This is a genomic window from Jiella sonneratiae, assembly GCF_017353515.1.
Classification (GTDB): domain Bacteria; phylum Pseudomonadota; class Alphaproteobacteria; order Rhizobiales; family Rhizobiaceae; genus Jiella; species Jiella sonneratiae.
This window is the reverse complement of sequence record NZ_JAFMPY010000008.1, coordinates 184,679-205,994: the sequence shown is the minus strand read 5'-3', so window position 1 is coordinate 205,994 and position 21,316 is coordinate 184,679. Positions and strand designations below refer to the sequence as shown.

The 21,316-nt window shown below is 69.8% G+C and carries 21 protein-coding genes, 1 pseudogene and 1 other annotated feature; of the genes and pseudogenes, 10 read left to right on the top strand and 12 right to left on the bottom strand.

Annotated features, from left to right (window positions below; all coding sequences use genetic code 11):
* The 4 genes and pseudogenes from J1C47_RS10340 to ureG form a co-directional block, all read left to right on the top strand.
* Positions 1–115 (top strand): annotated as a pseudogene (locus tag J1C47_RS10340) (IS5/IS1182 family transposase); the annotation flags it as partial.
* Positions 116–407: 292 nt separating this feature from the next.
* The gene (locus tag J1C47_RS10335; protein WP_207350672.1) at positions 408–848 is read left to right on the top strand and encodes an urease accessory protein UreE; all 441 of its coding nucleotides are present in this window, start codon (positions 408–410) and stop codon (positions 846–848) included.
* 10 nt (positions 849–858) lie between these two features.
* A complete protein-coding gene (locus J1C47_RS10330) occupies positions 859–1,584 on the top strand; it encodes an urease accessory UreF family protein (protein WP_207350671.1) in 726 nt (241 codons plus the stop codon).
* On the top strand, positions 1,581–2,213 hold the full coding sequence (gene ureG / locus J1C47_RS10325; protein WP_207350670.1) for an urease accessory protein UreG: 633 nt from the start codon (positions 1,581–1,583) through the stop codon (positions 2,211–2,213). Before J1C47_RS10330 ends, ureG begins: the two co-directional genes overlap by 4 nt.
* A 28-nt stretch (positions 2,214–2,241) precedes the next feature.
* Here the strand turns inward: ureG and J1C47_RS10320 are convergent, their stop codons facing one another.
* Together J1C47_RS10320 and J1C47_RS10315 are read right to left on the bottom strand one after the other, a co-directional pair.
* Positions 2,242–3,132, bottom strand: coding sequence for an EamA family transporter (locus tag J1C47_RS10320; RefSeq protein ID WP_207350669.1), 891 nt, complete (start codon positions 3,130–3,132; stop codon positions 2,242–2,244).
* Between the two features lie 103 nt (positions 3,133–3,235).
* On the bottom strand, positions 3,236–3,814 hold the full coding sequence (locus tag J1C47_RS10315; RefSeq protein ID WP_207350668.1) for a DUF1499 domain-containing protein: 579 nt from the start codon (positions 3,812–3,814) through the stop codon (positions 3,236–3,238).
* Between the two features lie 362 nt (positions 3,815–4,176).
* Here J1C47_RS10315 and J1C47_RS10310 point away from each other — a divergent pair, with 362 nt between their 5' ends.
* A complete protein-coding gene (locus J1C47_RS10310) occupies positions 4,177–6,033 on the top strand; it encodes a methyl-accepting chemotaxis protein (RefSeq protein WP_207350667.1) in 1,857 nt (618 codons plus the stop codon).
* Between the two features lie 33 nt (positions 6,034–6,066).
* Here the strand turns inward: J1C47_RS10310 and J1C47_RS10305 are convergent, their stop codons facing one another.
* Both J1C47_RS10305 and J1C47_RS10300 read right to left on the bottom strand, forming a co-directional pair.
* Positions 6,067–7,098, bottom strand: a complete 1,032-nt coding sequence (locus J1C47_RS10305; protein ID WP_207350666.1) for a sodium:calcium antiporter — start codon at positions 7,096–7,098, stop codon at positions 6,067–6,069.
* Positions 7,099–7,201: 103 nt separating this feature from the next.
* Entirely contained in the window at positions 7,202–8,212 is a 1,011-nt protein-coding gene (locus J1C47_RS10300) for an NAD(P)H-quinone oxidoreductase (protein WP_207350665.1), read from the bottom strand.
* Positions 8,213–8,626: 414 nt separating this feature from the next.
* On the opposite strand from J1C47_RS10300, the gene rcdA reads away from it, so the two are divergent.
* On the top strand, positions 8,627–9,160 hold the full coding sequence (gene rcdA, locus J1C47_RS10295) for a protease adaptor protein RcdA (RefSeq protein WP_207350664.1): 534 nt from the start codon (positions 8,627–8,629) through the stop codon (positions 9,158–9,160).
* A gap of 45 nt (positions 9,161–9,205) precedes the next feature.
* Here the strand turns inward: rcdA and J1C47_RS10290 are convergent, their stop codons facing one another.
* The 6 genes from J1C47_RS10290 to J1C47_RS10265 all read right to left on the bottom strand — a co-directional run bounded on the left by J1C47_RS10290 (position 9,206) and on the right by J1C47_RS10265 (position 16,305).
* On the bottom strand, positions 9,206–10,690 hold the full coding sequence (locus tag J1C47_RS10290; RefSeq protein ID WP_207350663.1) for a cobyric acid synthase: 1,485 nt from the start codon (positions 10,688–10,690) through the stop codon (positions 9,206–9,208).
* 38 nt (positions 10,691–10,728) lie between these two features.
* Positions 10,729–11,478, bottom strand: a complete 750-nt coding sequence (locus J1C47_RS10285) for a TSUP family transporter (protein ID WP_207350691.1) — start codon at positions 11,476–11,478, stop codon at positions 10,729–10,731.
* A 281-nt stretch (positions 11,479–11,759) separates the two neighbouring features.
* Positions 11,760–12,281: a hypothetical protein gene (locus tag J1C47_RS10280; RefSeq protein WP_207350662.1), complete on the bottom strand. Its 522-nt coding sequence runs from the start codon at positions 12,279–12,281 to the stop codon at positions 11,760–11,762.
* Positions 12,282–12,345: 64 nt separating this feature from the next.
* Entirely contained in the window at positions 12,346–13,761 is a 1,416-nt protein-coding gene (locus J1C47_RS10275) for a peptidoglycan-binding protein (RefSeq protein ID WP_207350661.1), read from the bottom strand.
* 200 nt (positions 13,762–13,961) lie between these two features.
* On the bottom strand, positions 13,962–14,813 hold the full coding sequence (locus tag J1C47_RS10270; protein ID WP_207350660.1) for a universal stress protein: 852 nt from the start codon (positions 14,811–14,813) through the stop codon (positions 13,962–13,964).
* Between the two features lie 10 nt (positions 14,814–14,823).
* The gene (locus J1C47_RS10265) at positions 14,824–16,305 is read right to left on the bottom strand and encodes a SulP family inorganic anion transporter (RefSeq protein ID WP_207350659.1); all 1,482 of its coding nucleotides are present in this window, start codon (positions 16,303–16,305) and stop codon (positions 14,824–14,826) included.
* A 54-nt stretch (positions 16,306–16,359) separates the two neighbouring features.
* Positions 16,360–16,412, bottom strand: a sequence feature (sul1 is cis-regulatory element that is thought to sense ions involved in sulfur or methionine metabolism; They are found in Alphaproteobacteria).
* A 180-nt stretch (positions 16,413–16,592) separates the two neighbouring features.
* On the opposite strand from J1C47_RS10265, the gene J1C47_RS10260 reads away from it, so the two are divergent.
* The 3 genes from J1C47_RS10260 (at position 16,593) to J1C47_RS10250 (ending at position 18,434) form a co-directional block, all read left to right on the top strand.
* Positions 16,593–16,871: a DUF4164 domain-containing protein gene (locus tag J1C47_RS10260; protein ID WP_207350658.1), complete on the top strand. Its 279-nt coding sequence runs from the start codon at positions 16,593–16,595 to the stop codon at positions 16,869–16,871.
* Between the two features lie 217 nt (positions 16,872–17,088).
* A complete protein-coding gene (locus J1C47_RS10255) occupies positions 17,089–17,451 on the top strand; it encodes a cell division protein ZapA (protein WP_207350657.1) in 363 nt (120 codons plus the stop codon).
* Positions 17,452–17,582: 131 nt separating this feature from the next.
* Positions 17,583–18,434 (top strand): alpha/beta hydrolase, encoded by an 852-nt coding sequence (locus J1C47_RS10250; protein WP_207350690.1) that lies wholly within the window; start codon positions 17,583–17,585, stop codon positions 18,432–18,434.
* A 42-nt stretch (positions 18,435–18,476) separates the two neighbouring features.
* On the opposite strand, the gene J1C47_RS10245 is transcribed toward J1C47_RS10250, so the two are convergent.
* Positions 18,477–19,526, bottom strand: a complete 1,050-nt coding sequence (locus J1C47_RS10245) for an alcohol dehydrogenase catalytic domain-containing protein (RefSeq protein ID WP_207350656.1) — start codon at positions 19,524–19,526, stop codon at positions 18,477–18,479.
* A 274-nt stretch (positions 19,527–19,800) separates the two neighbouring features.
* Positions 19,801–20,769 carry an NADPH:quinone oxidoreductase family protein gene (locus J1C47_RS10240; protein ID WP_207350655.1) on the bottom strand — a complete coding sequence of 323 codons (969 nt, stop codon included), beginning with the start codon at positions 20,767–20,769 and terminating at the stop codon, positions 19,801–19,803.
* 119 nt (positions 20,770–20,888) lie between these two features.
* On the opposite strand from J1C47_RS10240, the gene J1C47_RS10235 reads away from it, so the two are divergent.
* The gene (locus J1C47_RS10235) at positions 20,889–21,263 is read left to right on the top strand and encodes a hypothetical protein (RefSeq protein ID WP_207350654.1); all 375 of its coding nucleotides are present in this window, start codon (positions 20,889–20,891) and stop codon (positions 21,261–21,263) included.
* Positions 21,264–21,316: the final 53 nt, after the last annotated feature.

Here is a 21,316-nt window from a genome sequence, read left to right as displayed (position 1 = left end):
CTTCAATCGCATCAAGAACATGCGCGGACTGGCAACGCGCTACGACCGACGCGCAGACAACTACCTCGCAGCCCTCAAACTCGTCGCAGTTCGAATCTGGATCGCATCGTTATGAGTCTACGCCCTAAGGTTTCGTGAAGTCGGCGCCGGCCTTTGCGCCGAAGCCACGGCGACACCAGGTTGCGCCGACCTTCGTCGCCGGAAGCGTCGCGTCGGTTGACGGTGCGGGAGCCGGGTTCGATGCGCCGTACCCCAGGGTGGCGCCAGCAGGGCGTACCGTCCGATCGCTCCCGGGCGGCAGGTCGTTTCGCCGGAGCCTGCGGCTTCCGCCCGCCGCCCCGAGGCACTATCTTGCGCCGGCGCGCCCGGCCGCCATCGCGGCCGCGGCGGTTTTGAAAGGACTTCGCATGATCGTCGGCAGCAGCGTCCTTCGGCGTGGGGAATGGACGACGGAGGCGGACACGATCACCCTCGACGAGACCGCCCGTCACCGCCGCCGCATGGCGATGGTCTCCGACGGCGGCATCGCCTTCCTGCTCGATCTCGCCGAGGCGACGCTGCTTCGCGACGGCGACGCGATCGCCCTCGACAACGGCCAGGTGATCGTCGTGCGCGCGAAACCCGAACCGCTGTTCGAGATCCGCGGCCGCGACGCCGCCCATCTCCTCGCCCTCGCATGGCAGATCGGCAACCGCCATCTGCCGGCACAGATCTTCGCCGACAGCATTCTCATCCGGCGCGATACGGTGATTCGCACCATGCTCGAAGGGCTCGGTGCCACCGTCGGGGAGACCGAGGCGGCCTTCGATCCCGAAGGCGGCGCCTATCACGACCATCACCACGGCTGAGGCGGAAAGGGTGCCGGACGCGACCAAGACGCAGGCCGCTGCCGCCGGGACCGGCGCGTGCGCCCCGGCCGGGCACGACCTCGCCACCTTGCTGACGCTGTTCACCGCCTCCTTTCCGATCGGCGGCTTCGCCTATTCCCACGGGCTCGAGGCGGCGGTGCGCGAGGGCGCGATCTGCTGCGCCGAGGACGCCGCCGGCTGGGTCGCCCTCCTCGTCGCGCGCGGCAGCGGCTGGAACGACCTCGTGCTCATGGCGGCCGCCCACCGCGCGCTCCGTGCCGGTTCGGTCGGCGCGCTCGCGGAGCTCGGCGACCTCGCCGCGGCACTTGCGGGAAGTGCGGAGCGCCGCGCCGAGACGCGGCTTCTCGGCGATGCCTTCGCGGCCGCCGCCCGGCCGTTCCTCGCCGGGACGCAGATGTCCGACGGGGCTGCCGGGGCGGGTGCGCTGCCGGTCGTCGCCGGCGCCGTCGCCGCGGCGGCCGGCCTTCGCCTCGACCACGCCCTCACCGCCTATGCCCACAATTTTTCGAGCGGGCTCGTCTCGGCCGCGGTGCGTCTGGTGCCGCTCGGCCAGAGCGAGTGGGTCGCCGTGATGGCGGAACTGCGGTCCTCCGTCGCCTCGAGCGCCGCGCGGGCTTCCGTTTCGACGCTGGACGACCTCGGCTCCTCCGCCCTAGTCTCGGAGATCGCCGCCATGCGGCACGAAACGCTCGAGACGAGGCTCTTTCGTTCATGACATCGCGACATGGCCCCCTGCGGGTCGGCATCGGCGGCCCCGTCGGCTCCGGCAAGACGACCCTCACCGAGAAGCTCTGCAAGGCGGCCCGGGAGGCCTGGTCGATCGCCGTCGTCACCAACGACATCTACACGCGCGAGGATGCCGAGGCGCTGACGCGCATGCAGGCGCTCGCCGCCGACCGGATCATCGGCGTCGAGACCGGCGGCTGCCCGCACACGGCGATCCGCGAGGACGCCTCGATCAACCTCGCCGCGATTCGCGAGCTGAACCGCCGCCATCCGGGGCTCGACGTCATCTTCGTGGAGTCGGGCGGCGACAATCTCGCGGCGACCTTCTCGCCGGATCTCGTCGACCTCTCGATCTACGTCATCTCGGTCTGCCAGGGCGACGACATCCCCCGCAAGGGCGGGCCGGCGATCACCCGCTCCGACCTCCTCCTCGTCAACAAGACCGACCTTGCGCCCTATGTCGGCGCCGATCTCGCCCGGATGGAGCGCGACGCGGCAGCCGGCCGCAAGGGCCTGCCGACGGTCTTCACCGACCTGTCGCGTGGAAGGGGCGTCGGCGCCGTCCTCGACTTCCTCGCCCGAAAGGGCGGCCTGCCGGCGATCGAGGCGGCCGCCTGACGCCTGACGACGCGCGCCGCCGGGCCGTTCAGCTGCGCGCCGGTGCCTGCGTGCCGGCGAGCGGCACGATCTCGACGGCGACCATCGCGACGAGGATGAGGCCGCAGCCGAAATAGCCGAGCGGGGCGATGTACTCGGCGAGGAAGATCGCGCCGAAGAGCGCCGCGAACAGCGCCTCGGACGACAGGAAGATCGAGGCCTGCGCCGGCGTCGTGTGGCGCTGGCCGAGGATCTGCAGGGTGAAGGCGAGGCCGGTCGCGAAGACGCCGCCATAGACGATCTCGGGCAGGGCGGCGCCGAGCGCCCGAAGGCTCGGCGCCTCGACGGCGAGGGCGACGGGCGCCGCGGCGAGGGCGGTCACCGCGAACTGGACGAAGCTCAGCAGGAACGGCCGGTCCGCAGCGGCGGCAAACCGCCCGATCAGCATGATCTGCAGGGCCCAGAAGACGGCGCAGGCGATCGTCCACACGTCCCCCGCCCGCAGCGCCGTGAGGCTGCCGCCGCCGAGGAGTGCGATGCCGAGGAAGGAGCAGGCGGCCGCCGGCCAGACCACCCAGTGCGGCGCCTGGCGCAGGAGTGCGAGGCAGAGGATCGGCGTGAAGACGACGTAGAGCCCGGTCAGGAAGCCGGAATTCGTCACGCTGGTCGTCAGGATGCCGATCTGCTGGGTGATCGCGGCGAGGAAGATCGCGACACCGACGAGGACGAAGAGGCCGAGCGTCGGTGCCCCGACGGCATGCTTCGCGCGGCGCGCCTCGCGGATGGCGAAGGGCAGGAGGGTGAGCGCGGCGAGGCCGAACTTCGCCGCAACGTAGCTCCAGGGGCCGATCGCCGCCATCGCGGTCGACTGGGCGACGAAACCCATGCCCCAGACCGCGCCGGCCGACAGCAGAAGCAGATTGGCGCGAATGCGGGTCACGGGCGTCCTGTGAATGGCGGCGGAACGGCGAGGCTGCGCCCTATCCGGTCTGCCAGTGGAAGAAAAGACCCGCATGGGGTCGACGTCCCGGCAAGCTGCGGCGTCAGCCCGTCGAACCGGAGAGCGATTTGCGTCTGCCGGCTGCCGCCACCGTGCCAGCCGTCTCGAGACGCCTGGCGATCCGCTCGAGCCGGGCCCGGTTCGCGCCGAAATCGCCGCGTCCGAGCAGCGAGCGCGAATAGAGCTGCAGGCCCGTTCCGCCGGCGGTCTCGACCGCCCGGGCATCGAGCGTGTCGGGGAATTCGAGGATGCGGCTGTAGAAGACGAAGCGGCGGTAGGCCGGGTCGCGGCCGTCGTCGACGCGCTCGGCGTCTCCCATCGCCGCGACCACGGCATCGAGCTTTGCCATCAGCGCGGCAGGCGTGCCGGCATAGGTCGGCAGTTCGACGTCGACGGGCTGACTGCAGAGGCCGCTGCTGCAGGCGAGCGAATCGTTCGGCGCGGAGCGGCGCGTCAGACGGGCGAAATCGATCGCCCCCTGATCGGCCGGACCGGCCGCATAGTGCCAGACCCGCTTCGGGCCGATCGCGAAGAAGCCGGCGACGGAGAGGGCCAGGAAGGCGGCCGTTCCGACGGCCAGCTTTTTGCCGGGCGAGCGCGGCTTCGGGGCGGAGGCGGGCATGAGAGATTCCCGGATGCGAGACGACGCCGGTCAACGGCAGCGCCGCCGCCGGGTTCCCGTGCCGCGCCGGTCGCCAGGCGGCCCCGGGCCTTGCCGCCGTTGGCCGGGGCGGCGCTGCCGCGCTGGCATGGCCATTCCCCATGGCGGCTGCGGGAGCCGGGCGGACAGGGGGGTGTCGGGCGACGAAAAATTCATAAGCTGGCCAGAAAAACAGCTCATCTTCTTGCTATAATTCATTTCAACTCCAAGTCATTATTAATGTCCTGTTCTCCTTTATTCTGGATGTCTGATGGTTTAACTAAGTGTTAGGCGACTTATTAGATCATGACGATAGAGATATCGCAGGGTCATTGAGGGTTGCCATGCAGATCCGCCTTTCCACCCGCATCTACACCTTCGTGGCGACCGCCTGTGCCGGCCTGGCATTGTGTGTCGGCATCGGCTGGCACGAGTTCCAGAACACCGCCGTCGGCGGGCCGATCTATGCGCGCATCGTCGATTCCAAGGATCTTCTCGCGGATATCCTGCCGCCGCCGGCCTACGTCATCGAGCCGTTTCTCGACGTCAATCTCGCCCATCAGGGGTTGATCCGGCCGGACGAGGCGGAAAGCCGGCTCGCGACCCTGAAATCGGCCTATGCGGACCGCATCCGTTACTGGTCCGGTTCGGACGTTCCGGCAAACGTGCAGGCGCTGTTCCAGCGCTCCGACGCGATCGTGACGGCGTTCTGGCAGGCGATCGGGACGAACTATCTTCCGGCGCTGAAGGGCGGCGACAGGGCGGGCGAGGCCGCCGCCTTCGACAGGATCACCGGCCTTTATGGCGAGCACCGCGCCGTCATCGACGAACTGGTCGCGGCGGCCAACCAGCTGAGCTCCGATCTGGAGGCGCAGTCGGCGTCGCAGGTGCGGACAGCCCTCGTCGCCCAGCTCGGCGCCGGTGCGCTGGTGCTCGCGCTGCTCGGCTTCGGCGGCTGGTCGCTGCGCCGCCGCATGGTGCGGCCGATGGCGGCGATGACGGCGGACATGGAGCGTCTCGCCAAGGGCGACGTCGATTTTTGCACCGCCTATGCCGGCAGTCGCGACGAGATCGGCGCGATGGCGAGTGCCCTCGAAACCTTCCGCCGCAGCGAGATCGAGCGGCGCGAACTCACCGGCGCCTCCGAGGCGCAGCGCCTGGAGATCGAGCGCCGGCGCCTCGAGCAGGAGGGCGTCGACCAGCGCCAGCGGATGGATCTTGAGTCCTTCGTCGGCGCCATCGAGCGCGGCTTCCGGCATCTGTCGGGGGGCGATCTGACCGTCCGCCTGACGCAGCCGGTCGCCGATCAGTACGAGCCCATCCGCCACCAGTTCAACGACAGCGTGGCGGGCCTCGAACAGGCGATCGGCCAGGTCATGTCGACGGTGACGACGATCCGCACGGGGCTCGACGAGATCGCGGTCGCCTCCAACGATCTGTCGCAGCGAACCGAGCAGCAGGCCGCGAGCCTCGAAGAGACGGTGGCGGCGCTCGGCGAGGTGACGCGGACGGTCAACGGCACGGCCGAGAGCGCCAACCAAGCCCGGGCGGTCGCGGCTGAAGCGGCAGGCAAGGCGAAGGCGAGCGGCGAGGTGGTGCGGCAGGCGGTCGTCGCGATGACCCAGATCGAGGCGTCTTCGCAGGAGATCAACCAGATCATCGGGGTGATCGACGAGATCGCCTTCCAGACCAACCTCCTCGCCCTCAACGCCGGCGTCGAGGCGGCGCGGGCCGGCGAGGCCGGCAAGGGTTTTGCCGTCGTCGCCCAGGAAGTCAGGGCGCTCGCCCAGCGCTCGGCCGAGGCCGCCAAGGAGATCAAGACGCTGATCTCGGCCTCGCGCGGACAGGTCGAGGAGGGGGTGGAACTGGTGACGGCCTCGGGCGGCTCGCTCGAGGAGATCGTCGCCGAGGTCTCTGCCATGGCCGAGATCATCGGGTCGATCGCGGCCTCGGCGCGGGAACAGGCGATCAGCCTGAGGGAAGTCTCGACCGCCGCCGACCAGATGGACAAGGTGACGCAGCAGAACGCGGCGATGGTCGAACAGGCGACGGCGGCCACCGCCTCGCTCTCGCGGGACACCGAGGCGCTGGCCGCCGCGATGAGCCAGTTCAAGGTCCGTTCCGAAAAGGCCCCGGCCTCACCCCAGGCCGCGGCCGGGCGCGGCGGGGGGAGGGTCCCGGCCCTCGCCAAAGCGGCGTGATGGGGGGAGGGGCGCGCCGCGCCCCTTGCCCGATTACAGGAAGAGGATCAGCACCGACACCGCATAGAGCGCGAAGACGCTGACGCTCTCGAAACCGATGTTGAACGCCCCGCGCTTTTCCCGCTTCAGCATGCCGAGCAGCACGACGATCACCATCAGCATGGCGAAGAGGCCGGTCGCCTGGTCCTGCGGCTTCATGTCGGCATAGATCGGCGCCGGGGTGACGAAGTCGGCGAGGCTGAGGAACAGGATCTCGAACGCATTGCCGCCGATGATGTCGCCGACGGCAAGGCTGACCGCGCCGATGCGCACCGCGGCGACGGCGGTGACGAGTTCCGGCAGCGAATTGGCGATCGCCGTGAAGGTCGTGCCGAAGAGGGTTTCCGAGACGCCGGTGAGCGAGACGAGGGCGATGCTCGCCTCGCCGACCACGTAGCCGGCGAGTGCCGTCAGGCCGGCGAAGAGCGCGAACAGGCCCCAGAGCGTTCCGTCGCTGCGCGCGTCGTCGCTCTCGCCGGCGTCGGAGACTTCCTCGCGGGTCTCGTCGGTGATCGTCGCCTGCCAGAGCTTGCTCTGATGCACGCTCCGCAACAGCCGCAGGCCGGCGAGATAGCCGATCGGCAATACGTAGGAGGCGGGGTGGACGCCGAGGAAGGAGAGATGCGGCAGGTTGGCGGCGAGAAGCGCCGTCGAGAGCAGGGCGAGCAGGAGCAGGCCCTGCGCCAGTGCCACCGGCGTCGCGGCGGCATGTTCGAGATTGGCGCGGCGGTAGTAGACGTCGGCGACGGCGATGAACAGCGTCTGCGCCGTCAGGCCGCCCAGCGCATTGCCGATCGACAGGGCGGGAAAGCCCTGGACCGCCGTCGAAACGGAGGTGATCGCCCCGGGCAGCGAGGTGGAGGCGCCGACGAACAGCGCTCCTGCGACCACCTCGCCGAGGCCGGTGCGGTCGGCGAGTTCGTCGGCAAGATGCGAGACCCTGACCCCGGCATAGGTGATGACCGCCGCCGAGGCGAGGAAGAAGGCGATGTTGGCGGAAAATCCGAAGCTTTCGAAATCGATCATTCTGTCCCTGGTTCGTGGCGCGAGCGTGCGTTCCGCGCCACGAAGCAGGCGGCACGTGCGTAGCGGAAGCCCTTGAAGGCCTCCGTCCCGGGCGGCAGATCCACTAGTCGTCGCCGCCGCGTCCGGTCGTCAGCACGATCTTGCCGACGTGATCCTCGTCCATGTGGCGGTGGGCGTCGGCGGCCGCCTCGAGGGGGTAGGTCGTGTCGATCTGCGGTGCGACCTTGCCGCTCTCCAGCAAAGGCAGGACGGCGGTCGCAAGTTCCGCCGCGATTGCCGCCTTGAAGGCGACCGGCCGGTTGCGCAGCGTCGAGCCGGTGAGCGTCAGGCGCTTGCGCATCACCTTGAAGAGGTCGATCTCGGCCTTCGCGCCTTTCTGGACGGCAATCTGGACGATGCGTCCCTCCTCGGCGGCGACCTCGACGTTGCGGGCGGCGTAGTCCCCGCCGATCATGTCGAGAACGAGGTCGATGCCGCGGCCGCCGGTGGCTTCCTTCAGCGCCGCGACGAAGTCGGCCTCACGGTAGTTGACGCAGGCGTCGGCGCCGAGCGCTTCGGCCGCCCGGCACTTGTCGTCGCTGCCGGCGGTCGCGAAGACCCGCGCCCCGAAGGCCGCGGCGAGCTGGATCGCGGTCGTGCCGATGCCGGAGGTGCCGCCATGGACGAGGAAGGTCTCGCCGGCCTTCAGCCCGCCGCGCTGGAAGACGTTGTGCCAGACGGTGAAGAAGGTCTCGGGAAAGGCCGCCGCGGCGGTAAGGCTCATCGCCGCCGGCACCGTCAGGGCGTTGTCCTCGGCGACGGTGACGAAATCGGCGTAGCCGCCGCCGGCGACGAGCGCCATCACCCGGTCGCCCGGCGCAAACCGCCCGGCGCCGTCGCCGAGCGCCGCGACCCTGCCGGCGACTTCGAGGCCGGGCCATGCCGGAGCCCCCGGCGGCGGCGGGTAGAGGCCCATCCGCTGCATCACGTCCGGCCGGTTGACCCCGGCGGCGGCGACCTCGACCAGGATCTCGCCCGGTCCCGGCGCCGGCACCGGGCGGCTTGCGAGGCGCAGCGCCTCAGGCCCGCCCGGCTCGCCGATCTCGACCACCCGCATCTCGCTGTTCGAGGCCATCGTCTTCCCCTCTCTCGCCGTCCTTGCCGTCGTTCGGGCCACGGTCCGGACCGCGGTTCCGACCGCCGGCCGGATCTTTCCGGCAAAGGTAGAGGAATTGTTGCGGAGGGAACCGCCCATTAAGCTCTGGGTAAGGTTTCCGGGGTATCACTGAAGTCAGTCCAGTTCGCTGGATAGACGGCGCGGCCCTCCGCCCCGTTTGACGCCTCCCTGTTGAAACTCCTGAGAGCCGCTCGCTGCGGCTCTTTTTTTGCCCGCCTTCCGGCGCTGTGGGTATTAACCGAGGTTAAGAAAAAGCAACCGCCCCGGCTTGCCTTGTCGCGGTCTTCGCCGCACCTTGTCCGGACGGCGGCGCTACCTCGTTGCGTTCGCTGTGATTCTTCGGGCGGACGGTCAGGAGTTTGCAACAAGGCGATGGCACCCCAGACGACAGATTCGAGAGACGACGACCGCACCGTCAAGCTGGCCGAGCATCTGGCGTTCTCCCGTTCGTTCCAGCCGCTGTTCAACGAGGGCATGGCGATGGTCGACGAGACCGCCGCCTATCTCGACGGCGAAGGGCGGAGCGAGGCGAAGCATCTCAGCCGCGCCGGGGCGACACTCTATGCCGCCGAATCGATGCGCCTGACCACGCGGCTGATGCAGGTCGCCTCCTGGCTTCTCTTGCAGCGCGCCGCCAACCAGGGCGACATGTCGCGCAGCCAGGTCGAGGCCGAGAAGGTCAAGGTCAGGCTCGAAGGCCTCGGCACGGCGAAGGAGTCGCCGCAATATGGCGAGCTGCCCGAGCGCTTCCGCGACCTCGTCGAGCGGGCGATCAAGCTGGAGCGCCGCATCGCCATGCTCGACCGGGAGATCTACGGCTCGGCCGCGCCCGTCGAGGAGCGGGGCGAGACCAGCAACCCCGTCGGCCAGCAGATCGACCTGCTGCGCACCGCTTTCCACGGCTGAGCCGGGACCGGGCGCACCACCGCCCCGCCGGGCCGCCCCGCCGCATCAGCGCCTGGCGGCGATCGCCATCAGCCGGTCGACGTCCACCGCCGCTTCCAGCGCCGCGGCGATCGCGTCGAGCGCCGCCTCCACCCCCTCGCGATAGGCGCCTTGCCCGCCGCTGATCCCGAACTTCTCCAGAAACCGGCGGCGGAACGGGTCGGCGCCGAACAGGCCGTGCAAATAGGTGCCGAAGACGCGCCCGTCCGGCGACGTCGCGCCATCGGGCGCCCCATCGAGGATCGCCACCGGACGCGCGCAGTCCGGCCCGCCGGTGCGGCCGAGATGGATCTCGTAGCCGTCGAGGGAAAGGCCCTCCGGCGTCGCCGCCCGCGCCGGCCTGACGGTCTTTTCGGCGAGCATCACCGTCTCGACGTCGAGGAGGCCGAGGCCCTCTGCCACTCTGGTCTCGCCCTCGATGCCCTCCGGGTCGCGGACGCTGCGGCCGAGCATCTGGTAGCCGCCGCACAGCCCGACGACATGGCCGCCGCGCGCGGCATGGGCGACGATCGCGCGGTCCCAGCCGTTCGCCCGCAGGACTTCGAGGTCGGCGATCGTCGACTTCGTGCCGGGAATGACGATGAGGCCGGCATCGGCGGGCAGGGGATCGCCAGGGCGCACGAAGACCACCGCGACGTCGGGTTCGGCCCGCAGCGGATCGAGATCGTCGAAATTGGCGATACGGCCGACCACCGGCACCGCGACCTTCAGCCGCGCGGCCGAAGCCGGCCCGGCGGCCGGGCGCTCCAGCGCGACGGAGTCCTCGGCCGGCAGGCGCGCCGCGGCGGCAAGATGCGGCACGACGCCGAGGCTCGGCCAGCCGGTGAAGCGGGTGATCGCCTCGAGCCCCTCGTCGAAGAGCGAGGGATCACCCCTGAAGCGGTTGACGAGGTAGCCCGCCACCATCGCCCGGTCGCCTTCCGGCAGGATCGCATGGGTGCCGACCAGCGAGGCGATGACGCCGCCGCGGTCGATGTCGCCGACGAGGACGACGGGAACGCCGGCCGCCGTCGCAAAGCCCATATTGGCGATGTCGTTGGCGCGCAGGTTGATCTCGGCGGCCGAGCCCGCCCCCTCGACGACGACGAGATCGGCGGCGGCCGAGAGCCGTTCGAAGCTGTCGAGGACGGTGCCGAGGAACCGCGCCTTCAGCGCCTGGTATTCGCGGCCCTTCGCCGCGCCCGCCACCTTTCCGGCGAGGACGATCTGGCTGCCGGTCTCCGACTGCGGCTTGAGCAGCACCGGGTTCATGTCGGTGGTCGGGGCGACGCGGCAGGCCAGCGCCTGCAGCCACTGCGCCCGGCCGATCTCGCCGAATTCCAAGGTGCCGGGGATCTCCGCCACCGCGGCGTTGTTCGACATGTTCTGCGGCTTGAACGGCCGCACCCTGAGGCCGCGATCGGCAAACAGCCGGCACAGCCCGGCGACGAGCACCGACTTGCCGACGTCCGAGCCGGTTCCCTGCAGCATGATCGCCGGCGTCTTCGCCATCGTCCCACCTCCTGCGGCCGGGTTCGCCGCCCGAAGCTCTATTGCCAGAGCAGCTTGATGGCGAGGGCGAGGCAGACGACGACGAGGAGCGGCCGGATGAACCTCGCGCCGAAGCGCATCGCCGTCATCGCGCCGAGCCGCGCGCCGACGAACTGGGCGAGGCCCATCGCCAGCCCGACCTTCCAGATCACCGCGCCGGAAAGGGCGAAGACCGCGAAGCCGCCGAGATTGGAGGCGAAGTTCAAGAGCTTCGTGTGCGCCGTCGCCTTGAGCACGCCGTAGCCCGCCAGCGCGACGAAGGCGAGCATGAAGAACGAGCCGGTTCCCGGGCCGAACAGCCCGTCATAGGCGCCGATCAGCGGCACCAGCGCGACGGCGAAGACGGCCGGCGAGACGCGCCGCTCGGCATCGACGTCGGAAAGGCCGGGCTTCAGGGCGAAGAACAGCGCGACGGCGATCAGCAGGAAGGGCAGGCCGGTCTGGAGGATCGTCGTCGGAAGGATGCGGGCGCCGAGCGCCCCGAGGCAGGCGCCGGCGAAGGAGAGGAGCGCCACCGGCGCCTGTTCCTTCAGCCGCATGTGCCCCTTGGCGGCATAGGCGAGGGTCGCCGACCCGGAGCCGAACAGCGACTGCACCTTGTTGGTGCCGAGCGCCGTCAGCGGCGGGACGCCGGCGATGAGCAGCGCCGGAATGGTGATCAGCCCGCCGCCGCCGGCGACGGCGTCGACATAGCCGGCGAGGAACGCGGCGGCGACGAGAAAGAGCAGGATGTCGAGGGTCATGGGGATCGGTTCGAAGGGAAACCGCCCCTAGCACGGCCGCCCCCGCGCGTCCAAGCCGCGACGGGGACGGCAGGGCAATCGCTTGAAAATGGGGCTGAGCGAGGCGATTGGCCTGATCTCCCCCCTTGCGGGGGAGATGCCGGAAGGCAGAGGGGGGTAACGCCGAGCCAAATTTGTGCAGGATGGCGCTCCACCCCCCTCTGGGTTGCCACCCATCTCCCCCGCAAGGGGGGAGATCGAAGCGTCGCCGATGGTGCTTGCCTTCGAGCGATCCTTCCGGTCCCTCCTCAGCGCGCGGAGTATTCGCAGGTCGCGCGGCAGCGCCGCGAGCGCGCTCCGGCACGGCGACGGCTGATCTCGACGACGCTCGCGCGGCAGAGCCGGCCGTCGATCGCGATGCGCACCTGCCGGCTGCCGGTGTTTGAGCTGTCAGGGGTGGTGAACGACTTGACGTATTCGAAGCCGAAGGAGGTCAGCGCGAGCGTCACCGATTCCTGCGCGTCGACGATCCCGCCGCGCCTCGAGCGGCGCTGGCGTTCCGTATGGCCCCGGTTGCGGCCCGCCGGCACGACGACGCCGCCCGCACTGCCGCCGAAATAGACGAAGGTGTTGCCGTCGCGCCCGAAATAGATCCGGTCGCGGATCTCTACGTCACGGCGGCCCTGGCACGAACCGCGGAGACGGAATTCGAGCCCGCGCAGATCCGCATCGCCCGAAAGCGCTGCGGTCGGGAAAAGAGCCGGGAGGACGAGGCCGAGCAGGCCGGCGAGAAGGACCGTCCTCGCGCAAAGCCAGGCTTTCAGATGCATGATCCGGTCTCCCTCCGTCGTCGCATTTCGCCCGGTGAACGGCCGCGTCGCCGACCTCCCCCGGCTATTCGCAATAGCGCTGGCCGTTGAAACTGAAGCAGTTGCCGCCGCTGCGTCTTGCCGGCGACGCCGCCTGCTTCCGGGTGGAGCGGGTCTCGCGCGTCACCGTCCGGGCAGGGGCGGCGGACTTTGCCGGCGCGGCAGAGCGTTTCGGCGCCACGGCCACGGGGGTGTAGCAGACGCCCTTGCTGTTTTTCTGCTGGCCGGTCGGACAGGAAGCGGGCGCGGCCTCTTTCGGACAGACGCGGCCGGTCCGCGCCTTCAGGGCTTCGAGCGCCGCCGGCGACGGCGAAGCGTCGAAGGTGAGCTCCGCACGCCTTGCGAATTCTTCAAGTGCGCTCTTCGTCTGCGATCCCCAGATCCCGTCCGACGGGCCGGGATCGCAGCCGGCCTCCTTGAGGGCGATCTGAATCTGGCGAGTGGTTTCGGTGCGATCGGGGCCGGACAGCAGGTCCTCCAGGGGGCTCGTCTTCGCCGTTTCGCCGGGAGCGGCCCCCTGCGGCGACCCGTCCCGCGCAGCCGCATCCGGGGCGGATTCCGCCTCTGGTGCCGGGTTTGCCGTGTTTTCGATTTCGATGGCGAAGGGGTCCGGCGCTTCCTGCGGAGCGGCCCGCGCTTCCAGAACCGCCGCCGTGCCGGCGTCGGCGTTCGACGACGATCCGGTGGCCGAGCCGATTTCTGTGGCGAAGGGATCCGCCGCGTCTGCCGCCGGCTTGTCCGTTTCGCCGGAAGGGGCGGCCGCTTCGGGCCCGGCCCTGGTCTGCTCTGTCGCAACCGGCGCCGCAACCACCGCAGCCGCCGCGACCTGGTCGGCCGCGGGGCGGAGCTCCGCCGGGCGGTCGTCGGCCCGCTCGATGCCGAAGGTCGCGATCTCGGCCGCGTCGAAGACGTGCATTTCGTCGGCGGGCGTTGCCAGCATCACCTGCATGACGCGCGGGTCGACATCGGCGCGCTGCAGGAGGTCGAGCACGTTCGACAGCGTGAGCTGGGTGAAGCCGACGTCGCCGGACCGGGTGGAACTCACCTGATGGACGCCGAGGCGGCCCTCGACCCGCCTGTGCTTGCCGGCGAAGAACAGGAAGGCGCAGGCCGACAGGCATTCGGCGTCCTGCGGAACGTCGGTCGAAAGCCCGCGGTCGAGGATTTCCTCGGCGATGCCGAGGGCGATGATCAGCGATCCGCCGGGGCTGTCGAGGACGAGTGTGTCGGCCTTGCCGGACGCCCGCAGCGCCCGGCGGAAGTCGAGATTGCCGCTGACGTCGATCGGGCCGGACAGGCGGATGACGGCCGGCACGTCCTTGTCCACCGAAAAGGCGCCGAAGCGCTGGACGGTCGCGGCCGCCGGCGGGGCGAGGGCCAGCAGCGGGAAGAAAAACGCAACGGCGATCGCAACTGTCGCGATCCGGCTTCGGCCGGCCATGCATCCCTCTCCATGATCCCTGCTGACCGCGTCAGGCCGGGACCTTACCCGCATTCCGTAACGACACCAAGCCCTTGCCTGCCTCAAGGTCGGCGGGAAGACGATGTAGACGCATGATCCTGCGGTTCACGCGGGGGCGCCATCTTGCTGAGTTGCCGTCCTTGCCGCTTTTGCCGCGCCGCAGGCCCGGGGAGCCGCCGTCACCGCACGACGAGGACCGGGATGGCGCATGACTGGATGAGCCGGGTGGTCGTGCTGCCGACGATGAGGTGGCGGATGCGCGAATGGCCGTAGGCGCCCATAACGATGAGGTCGATGCCGCCCGCCTCGACGCGCCGGGCGATGACCTCGTCGGCGTCGCCCTCGGCGATCCTGACGCTCGCCGCGTAGCCGGCTTCGCGCAGCCGCCGCTCCGCCAGATGCAGCCGCTCGCCCGCCTCGCCGCTCGGTTCGCCCGCCATGAAGAGCTCGCAGGATGTTTCGGCGAGGAGGGGGCTCGCCGCCAGCCGCTCGACGATCGCCATCGCGCTGCGGCCGCCGTCGAAGGCGACCATGAAGCGGCGGATCTCCCGAAAGGCCCGGGAGGCGACCAGCACCGGCAGCGGCGTCGAGCGGATCACCCGCTCCAGATTGGAGCCGAGATGGCCCCTGGCGAAATCGGCGGCCTCGCCGCGCTTGCCGATGACGACGAGCCGGGCCTCGGTCTCCATGGCCGAGACCGCGTCGGCGACGTCGCCGTGGCGCAGATGCTGCTCCACCGCGACGCCGGCGCGGTTCAGCCGCTCGGCCGCCTGTGCGAGCACCAGCCGTCCCCGTCGGGCGGCGACCTTCGACTTTTTCTCGTCGAGGTCGGCAAGTTCTGCGAGCAGCGCCTCGCGCTCGCCGAGGTCGAGGGTGCCGCTGAGGTCGAAGGGCTGGCTGGCCGTCTCCCGCCGGCCGAGCGCGTGGACGAGATCGACCGCCAGCCCGAGCCGCCCCGCGGCCCATGCGGCGTGGTCGCAGACGCTCTCGGCGTAGAGCGAACCGTCGATACAGGCGACGATCTTGGTCATGGCATCGTCCTCAATGGGCGGAGAGCTGGTCGAGCGCGCCCGGCTTGTCGTGGACGGCGAGCCGGTCGACGATGGTGGCGCTCGCCGCGTTGAGGCCGCGCAGCTCGACCTCGGCGCCCTCGCGCCGGAACTTCAGCACCGCCCGGTCGAGGGCGGCGACGCCGGAAAGGTCCCAGATATGCGCCGCGCCGACGTCGATGACGACGGTCTCGACGGCTTCCTTGAAGTCGAAGGCGGCGGCGAAGCGCTCCGAGGAGGCGAAGAACACCTGGCCCTCGACGCGGTAGGTCCGGACCCGCCCGTCGGCGGAAAGCGTCGAGGTCACCCGGAAGATCTGCGCCACCTTCCAGGCGAAGAAGACGCCGGACAGCATGACGCCGATGATCACGCCGATCGCCAGGTTGTGGGTCCACACAACGGTGACGACCGTCGCCAGCATCACCGTCGAGGAGCGGCGCGGATGGTCCCGCAGGTTGCGGATTGAGCTCCAGGAGAAGGTGCCGATCGAGACCATGATCATCACCGCGACGAGCGCCGCCATGGGGATGACCGCCACCCAGTCGCCGAGGACGAGGATCAGGAACAGGAGGAAGACGCCGGCGCTGAAGGTCGACAGCCGGCCGCGCCCGCCCGACTTCACGTTGATCATCGACTGGCCGATCATCGCGCAGCCCGCCATGCCGCCGAACAGGCCGGTCACGGCGTTGGCGATGCCCTGGCCGACGCATTCGCGGTTCTTGTCCGACGGCGTGTCGGTGAGATCGTCGACGATCTGCGCCGTCATCAGCGATTCGAGCAGGCCGACGGCCGCGACGGCAGCCGAATAGGGCAGGATGATGCGCAGCGTCTCGAGGTCGAAGGGCACGTCGGGTAGGAGGAAGACCGGCAGTTCCGAGGGCAGCTCGCCCATGTCGCCGACCACCCGCAGGTCCATGCCGAAGAAGAGCGACACCGCCGTCAGGACGACGATGGCGACGAGCGGCGAGGGGACGGCCGTGGTGAGGCGCGGCAGGAGGTAGATGATCGCCAGCCCCGCCGCCACCATCACGTAGGTCAGCGGCGGCACGCCCACGAGCTCCGGCAGCTGCGCCATGAAGATCAGGATCGCCAGCGCGTTGACGAAGCCGGTCATCACCGAGCGCGAGACGAACTGCATGGCGTTGCCGAGCTTGAGGGCGCCGGCCCCGACCTGCAGCAGCCCGGCGAGGATCGTCGCGGCGAGGAGATATTGCAGCCCGTGGTCGCGCACCAGGGTGATCATCAGGACGGCCGTCGCCGCCGTCGCCGCCGAGATCATGCCCGGCCGCCCGCCGGTGAAGGAGATCAGCACGGCGATCGAGAAGGACGCATAGAGCGCGACCTTCGGGTCGACGCCGGCGATGATGGAGAAGGCGATGGCTTCGGGAATCAGTGCCAGCGCCACGACCAGCCCGGAGAGCAGGTCGGCGCGCACGTTTCCGAACCACTCGCGGCGGAGCGTTTCGAATGTCATTGGTTTTCTGGTGACGCGGAGGGATCGGATCGTCGCACGGACGAGGCGGTCTGGAGTTGGCCGGGGGATGGGCGCCCGGCGGAGCCACCCAAGCGAATGGGTCCTTGCGAGCCGCTTCCATGCCATCCCGCCCCTGCGAGATCAACCCGCACGTGCCTTAAAACCCGGTGATGCGAAGGCCATGGGGCGCTTTTCTTGGCCGGGCCGAGCCGCTAAGACGAGGAACGGCCGACCGATCCGGCCGTTGTCCGCCGGCCGGCGACCGACGAATCCTGGAGTAGCATGCGATGCCGCAAGACGATCCGTTCGATGCTGCCAGGGCGCGACTTCGAACGGCGCTCGACCGGCTGGAGAGCGCCGTCGACGCCCGGCTCGAGCGGGAGGGGGTTCTCCACAGCGTCGATGCCGAGGTGCAGCGCCAGACCGCCGACCGCGGTCGCCTCGCCCGCGAGCTCGACGCGGCGCTGGCGCGGGGCGAGCGGCTCGAACAGGCGAACCGCGACGTCTCCAAGCGCCTCGTCGATGCCATGGAGCGGGTGCGCAAGGTGCTGGAGCAGCACAAATAGGCGCCGTGCACCGCCGCCGGAACCGACCGCCGTCGCCCGTCGCGGCGGCCGGCGATGCCAGGCGGAACCGGCGCTGGACGTCCCCTGTGTGTTGCCTTCGCAAATCCTTCGCCGAATTTGCCGGGATGTCGGGCGGTCCGGCACCGCTGCGGCTTGCGCGACCGGCGGACCGTCCGTCATAGCTTGAAACCAGTTGGTATCCGCATAGGACGGTTCAATGCCGCAGATTGTCGTCACCATCGACGGAAAGACCTACCGGATGGCCTGCGCCGAGGGCGAGGAAAAGCACCTCGAGACCCTTGCCGCGGACGTCGACGGCAAGATCGCCGAGCTGCGCCAGTCCTTCGGCCAGATCGGCGATCTGAGGCTGACGGTCATGGCGGCGATCATGGCGACCGACCAGCTCCACGAGGCGCGGCGCCGGCTTAACGAGATGGAGACGCGGGCTGCCGCCGACGGCGAGGCCAGGGCGGCGAGCGAGGCCGGCGGCGAGAGCGTCCGCCAGGAATACGCCCGCGATCTGGACGAGACCGCCGCGGCGCTCGAACGGATCACCGCCAAGCTGGGCGGCGGCCTGTGAGCCGGATGTCTCGGGGGAAATCGCCGACGCAGCCCATATCCGGCCCGGATGATGCCTGCGGCGACGAAACCGGCGAGGCGGCGGCTGGTAAGCCTCACGGTGCCCTGCATCGCGGTGCCCTGCGGGTGCTGATGATCCTGATCTGCGGCGCCTACGGCATCGCCATGGCCGGCTGCGCGGCGGCGCTCAACGCCGTCACCCCCGCCGGCGACTACCGGCTGGTCTCGAACCTCTCCTATGCGCCGGGTCCGCGGCGCGTCCTCGACCTCTATCTGCCGAAGACGATGAATCCCGCAACGCCGGTGGTCGTCTTCGTCCATGGCGGCAGCTGGGATTCCGGCTCGAAGGACATCTACCCCTTCGTCGGCCAGTCGCTGGCGAGCGCCGGCTTCGCCGTGGCGATCCCGAACTACCGGCTCTACCCGGAGACGCGCTTTCCCGGCTTCGTGGAGGATGCGGCAAAGGCGGTCGCGGCCGTCGAACGGCTCGCCGCCGACGGGCGCGAGGGCATCCCCAGGGGCCGCCACCCGCTGTTCCTGATGGGCCACTCGGCGGGGGCCGAGATCGCCGCGCTGCTCGCGACGGACGGTCGCTTCCTGCGCGACGCGGGCACCTCGGTTCAGCGGCTGTCCGGCTTCGTCGGCCTGTCCGGTCCCTACGACTTCCTGCCGCTGAAGGAGGAGCGCTACAAGAAGATCTTCCCCGCAGCGCTCAGGCAGGCCAGCCAGCCGGTGAACTTCGTTTCGGGCGACGAGCCGCCGACGCTGCTCTTAACCGGCGCCGCCGACACCACCGTCGATCCGAAGAACACCGCCTCGCTCGGGGCGAAGCTGCGGGCGGCCGGAGTCCCCGTCACCACCACCGTCTATCCCGGCATCGGCCATATCGGCACGATCGCCTCCTTCTCGACGGTGCTGCCGCTCGGCGACGGGCGCATCCGCGACGAGGTCATCGGCTTCCTCAGGGCCCGTTCGCGGCATTGAGGTGGAGGCTCGCCTCCCCGGGGCAAAATGCGGAGCGAAGCCTCAGGACGGCTTGATCAGCACCTTGCCCCGGTTGAGGCCGGACAGCGCCTCGGCGAGGCCGTCCAGCGCCTCGTCCAAAGACAGCGTCGCCGCGACGTCGGTCTTCCAGGCGCCGGAGACGAAGCGCTCCTGCACCTTTTCGAACGCCGCGCGCCGGCTTTCTGGCGAGGCCCTCGCCATCCATTCGGTCAGCCAGAATCCTTCGATCTTCTTGCGCATGAAGACCATCTGGCCGAGATTGGGCAGTGCCGGCGCCTCGGGCGACAGCTTGCCGTAGATCACCCATCGCGCCCCGGCCGGCATCGCCGCGAAGATCTCCGCCGAGTGCCGGTCGGCGACGGCGTCGAGCAGGATGGTCGGCTGCACCTGGCGCATCGCCGCGACCAGCATCTCGTCGAAGTCGTCACGCTCGGTGTTGAGAACCGTGCCGACGCCGAGCCCTTCCAGCGGCGAGCGATGCTCCTCGCGCCGCACCGTCGCCACGCAGGCAAGGCCCATCTCCTTGGCGAGCCTCGCCATCAGCTTGCCGAGCTGGCTCGCCCCGGCGGTCATCACGAAGCCCTTCGCCCCGGCCTGCCGGACGAGGTCGAGCATCGCCCAGGCGGTCATCGGATTGACGATGAGGGCGGCGGCGTCGGCGTCGGAAAGCTTCGGGTGGAGCGGCACCACCGCCCTCGCATCGGTCAGGGCGTATTCGGCCCAGACGCCGCTGCCGCCGCGGCTCGCGGAGACGGCGACGCGTTGCCCGAGGAGCTTCTGCGCCGCCTCGTCCTCGCCTGCCGCCACCACCTCGCCCATGCCCTCGAAGCCGGCTGGTACGCCCTTGCGGCGCGGCTGGCCGTATTCGCCCTTGATGTAGTGAAGGTCCGACGGGTTGACGTTGGCGAGCCCGATCCTGACCAGGACCTCGCTTGCCTTCGGCTGCGGCACCGGGATCTCGGCGAGTGCGCACCAGTCGGAAAGGTGTTCGATCGACGGGCCGGTGGCGGTTCCGGAATAGCCGTCCTGCTTGAGGACGAGGGCGCGCATCTTCGCGGGAATGTCGGGCATGTCTTGCTCCTCTGGCGTGGCCTCTGGCGGGATGAAATGAGCTTCGCTCATCCTCCCGCTCCACCTTCCTGTTTCCGCATGATCTCTTCCGAAAACCGGTTCCCACTTTTCGGGATCATGCTCCAGTCCCGGCCGCGGCGGCGGCCTGCCGGCAGTGGCGGCGGCCGGCCGTCGGTGGGGCGGCGGCACTTGCGATGGTCGGCGGCGCACGGCGCCCACGGCGCCGGCCGCGCTTCGCCCCGATATCGGGCGCCGCAGCCGCCGCGCCAAGGGATCAGGGAACCAGCACGATCTTGCCGAGGGTCTTTCGCGCATGCATGCGCTTCAGGACCTCGGCGGCATCCTCGAGCCGCGCCCTCTCGGTGATCTCCGGTTCCACCCGCCCGTCCGCGGCCCAGCCCATGAGTTCGGCCATGTTGGCGGCGAAGGCCTCCGGCTCCCTGCGGGTGAAGGCGCCCCAGAACACGCCGACGCAGGAAAACCCCTTCACCAGCGCAAGATTGACCGCGAGCTTCGGGATCGTGCCGGAGGCGAAGCCGACGACCAGCAGCCGCCCGTTCCATGCCATGGCGCGCGCCACCGTCTCGAAGGCGTCGCCACCGACGGGATCGAAGGCGACGTCGACGCCCCTGTCGTCCGTCAGCCGGTTGATCGTCTCGCGCAGGTCGTCGTAGCCGATCGCCTCGTCGGCGCCCTTCGCTTTGGCAAGTGCGCGCTTCTCGTTACTCGAGGCGACGGCGACGACCCGCGCCCCCATGATTTTGCCGATCTCGATCGCCGCGATCCCGGTCGAGCCAGCCGCGCCGAGGACGAGCAGCGTCTCGCCGGGCGCAAGGCGTGCCCGCTGCTTGAGCGCGTGATGCGCCGTGCCGTAGGCGCAGACGAGGGCGCAGGCCGTGTCGAACGAAACGCCGTCGGGCAGCGCGACCGCCGCGGATTGCGCGGCCACCACCTTCTCGGCATAGGCGCCGTGGGACAGCGACAGGACGACCCGGTCGCCGGCGGCGAAGCGCGTCACCCCGGCCCCGATCGCCGCGACGCGGCCGGCCGCCTCCATGCCCGGCGTGAACGGCAGGTCGGGCTTTGCCTGATAGAGTCCCTGGACAAGGAGGCCGTCGGGATAGTTGACGCCGATCGCCTCCGCTTCGACGACGATCTCTCCGGCGCCGGGCGCCGGATCGGGAACCTCCCGGCAGGCGAGACCGTCGATCGGTCCGTAGGCCTCGCAAACGATGGCCTTCATGGTCAACCCCACTTATAGTTAAGATTGTCTTCAATTGGCAAGTTGTTGTCGGCCCAGTGAACCATTTCTATTGTGCGGCGTTATGGCGCAGGTGGAATGTTTACATGGATGACGATTCGATGAGCGATGTCACCTTCTCCATCGAGCCCGATACCGGCAGCCAGAACTCCGGCCGGCCCGACCGCGCCTTGCCGCGGACGCGCCGCTGGCCGTTCCGCTTCGCCAGGCCCGGCTTTCTCGGCGACGTCCATGTCGCCGGGCTCGGGGTCCGGGACATGGTCTGCAACGTCACGGCGACGACGCTCGGCCTCGTCAGCATCTACGGTCTCGCCGACGCGATCCAGCACGGCAACGTCTACACCTTTCTGAAGGGCGACGGCGGAAGCCGGGTGGCGATCGGCGAAGAGCCCGTGCTCTTCCTCGTCTCCGTCGTCGGCATGGGCATGTCGGTCGCCGTCGCGCTGGTGCTGTTCTTCCGCGACGACGCGCGATAGGCCGCGCGTCGTCCGGCGGCCGGCCTCCTTCCCCACTCCTGAAGCATAACGAC

Bases quoted from the DNA above. Each gene is read 5' to 3' on its own strand.
- J1C47_RS10335 (WP_207350672.1), top strand. From the start codon at position 408: ATGATCGTCGGCAGCAGCGTCCTTCGGCGTGGGGAATGGACGACGGAG.
- ureG (WP_207350670.1), top strand. From the start codon at position 1,581: ATGACATCGCGACATGGCCCCCTGCGGGTCGGCATCGGCGGCCCCGTC.
- J1C47_RS10315 (WP_207350668.1), bottom strand. From the start codon at position 3,814: ATGCCCGCCTCCGCCCCGAAGCCGCGCTCGCCCGGCAAAAAGCTGGCC.
- J1C47_RS10310 (WP_207350667.1), top strand. From the start codon at position 4,177: ATGCAGATCCGCCTTTCCACCCGCATCTACACCTTCGTGGCGACCGCC.
- J1C47_RS10305 (WP_207350666.1), bottom strand. From the start codon at position 7,098: ATGATCGATTTCGAAAGCTTCGGATTTTCCGCCAACATCGCCTTCTTC.
- J1C47_RS10300 (WP_207350665.1), bottom strand. From the start codon at position 8,212: ATGGCCTCGAACAGCGAGATGCGGGTGGTCGAGATCGGCGAGCCGGGC.
- rcdA (WP_207350664.1), top strand. From the start codon at position 8,627: ATGGCACCCCAGACGACAGATTCGAGAGACGACGACCGCACCGTCAAG.
- J1C47_RS10290 (WP_207350663.1), bottom strand. From the start codon at position 10,690: ATGGCGAAGACGCCGGCGATCATGCTGCAGGGAACCGGCTCGGACGTC.
- J1C47_RS10280 (WP_207350662.1), bottom strand. From the start codon at position 12,281: ATGCATCTGAAAGCCTGGCTTTGCGCGAGGACGGTCCTTCTCGCCGGC.
- J1C47_RS10275 (WP_207350661.1), bottom strand. From the start codon at position 13,761: ATGGCCGGCCGAAGCCGGATCGCGACAGTTGCGATCGCCGTTGCGTTT.
- J1C47_RS10270 (WP_207350660.1), bottom strand. From the start codon at position 14,813: ATGACCAAGATCGTCGCCTGTATCGACGGTTCGCTCTACGCCGAGAGC.
- J1C47_RS10265 (WP_207350659.1), bottom strand. From the start codon at position 16,305: ATGACATTCGAAACGCTCCGCCGCGAGTGGTTCGGAAACGTGCGCGCC.
- J1C47_RS10260 (WP_207350658.1), top strand. From the start codon at position 16,593: ATGCCGCAAGACGATCCGTTCGATGCTGCCAGGGCGCGACTTCGAACG.
- J1C47_RS10255 (WP_207350657.1), top strand. From the start codon at position 17,089: ATGCCGCAGATTGTCGTCACCATCGACGGAAAGACCTACCGGATGGCC.
- J1C47_RS10250 (WP_207350690.1), top strand. From the start codon at position 17,583: ATGATCCTGATCTGCGGCGCCTACGGCATCGCCATGGCCGGCTGCGCG.
- J1C47_RS10245 (WP_207350656.1), bottom strand. From the start codon at position 19,526: ATGCCCGACATTCCCGCGAAGATGCGCGCCCTCGTCCTCAAGCAGGAC.
- J1C47_RS10240 (WP_207350655.1), bottom strand. From the start codon at position 20,769: ATGAAGGCCATCGTTTGCGAGGCCTACGGACCGATCGACGGTCTCGCC.
- J1C47_RS10235 (WP_207350654.1), top strand. From the start codon at position 20,889: ATGAGCGATGTCACCTTCTCCATCGAGCCCGATACCGGCAGCCAGAAC.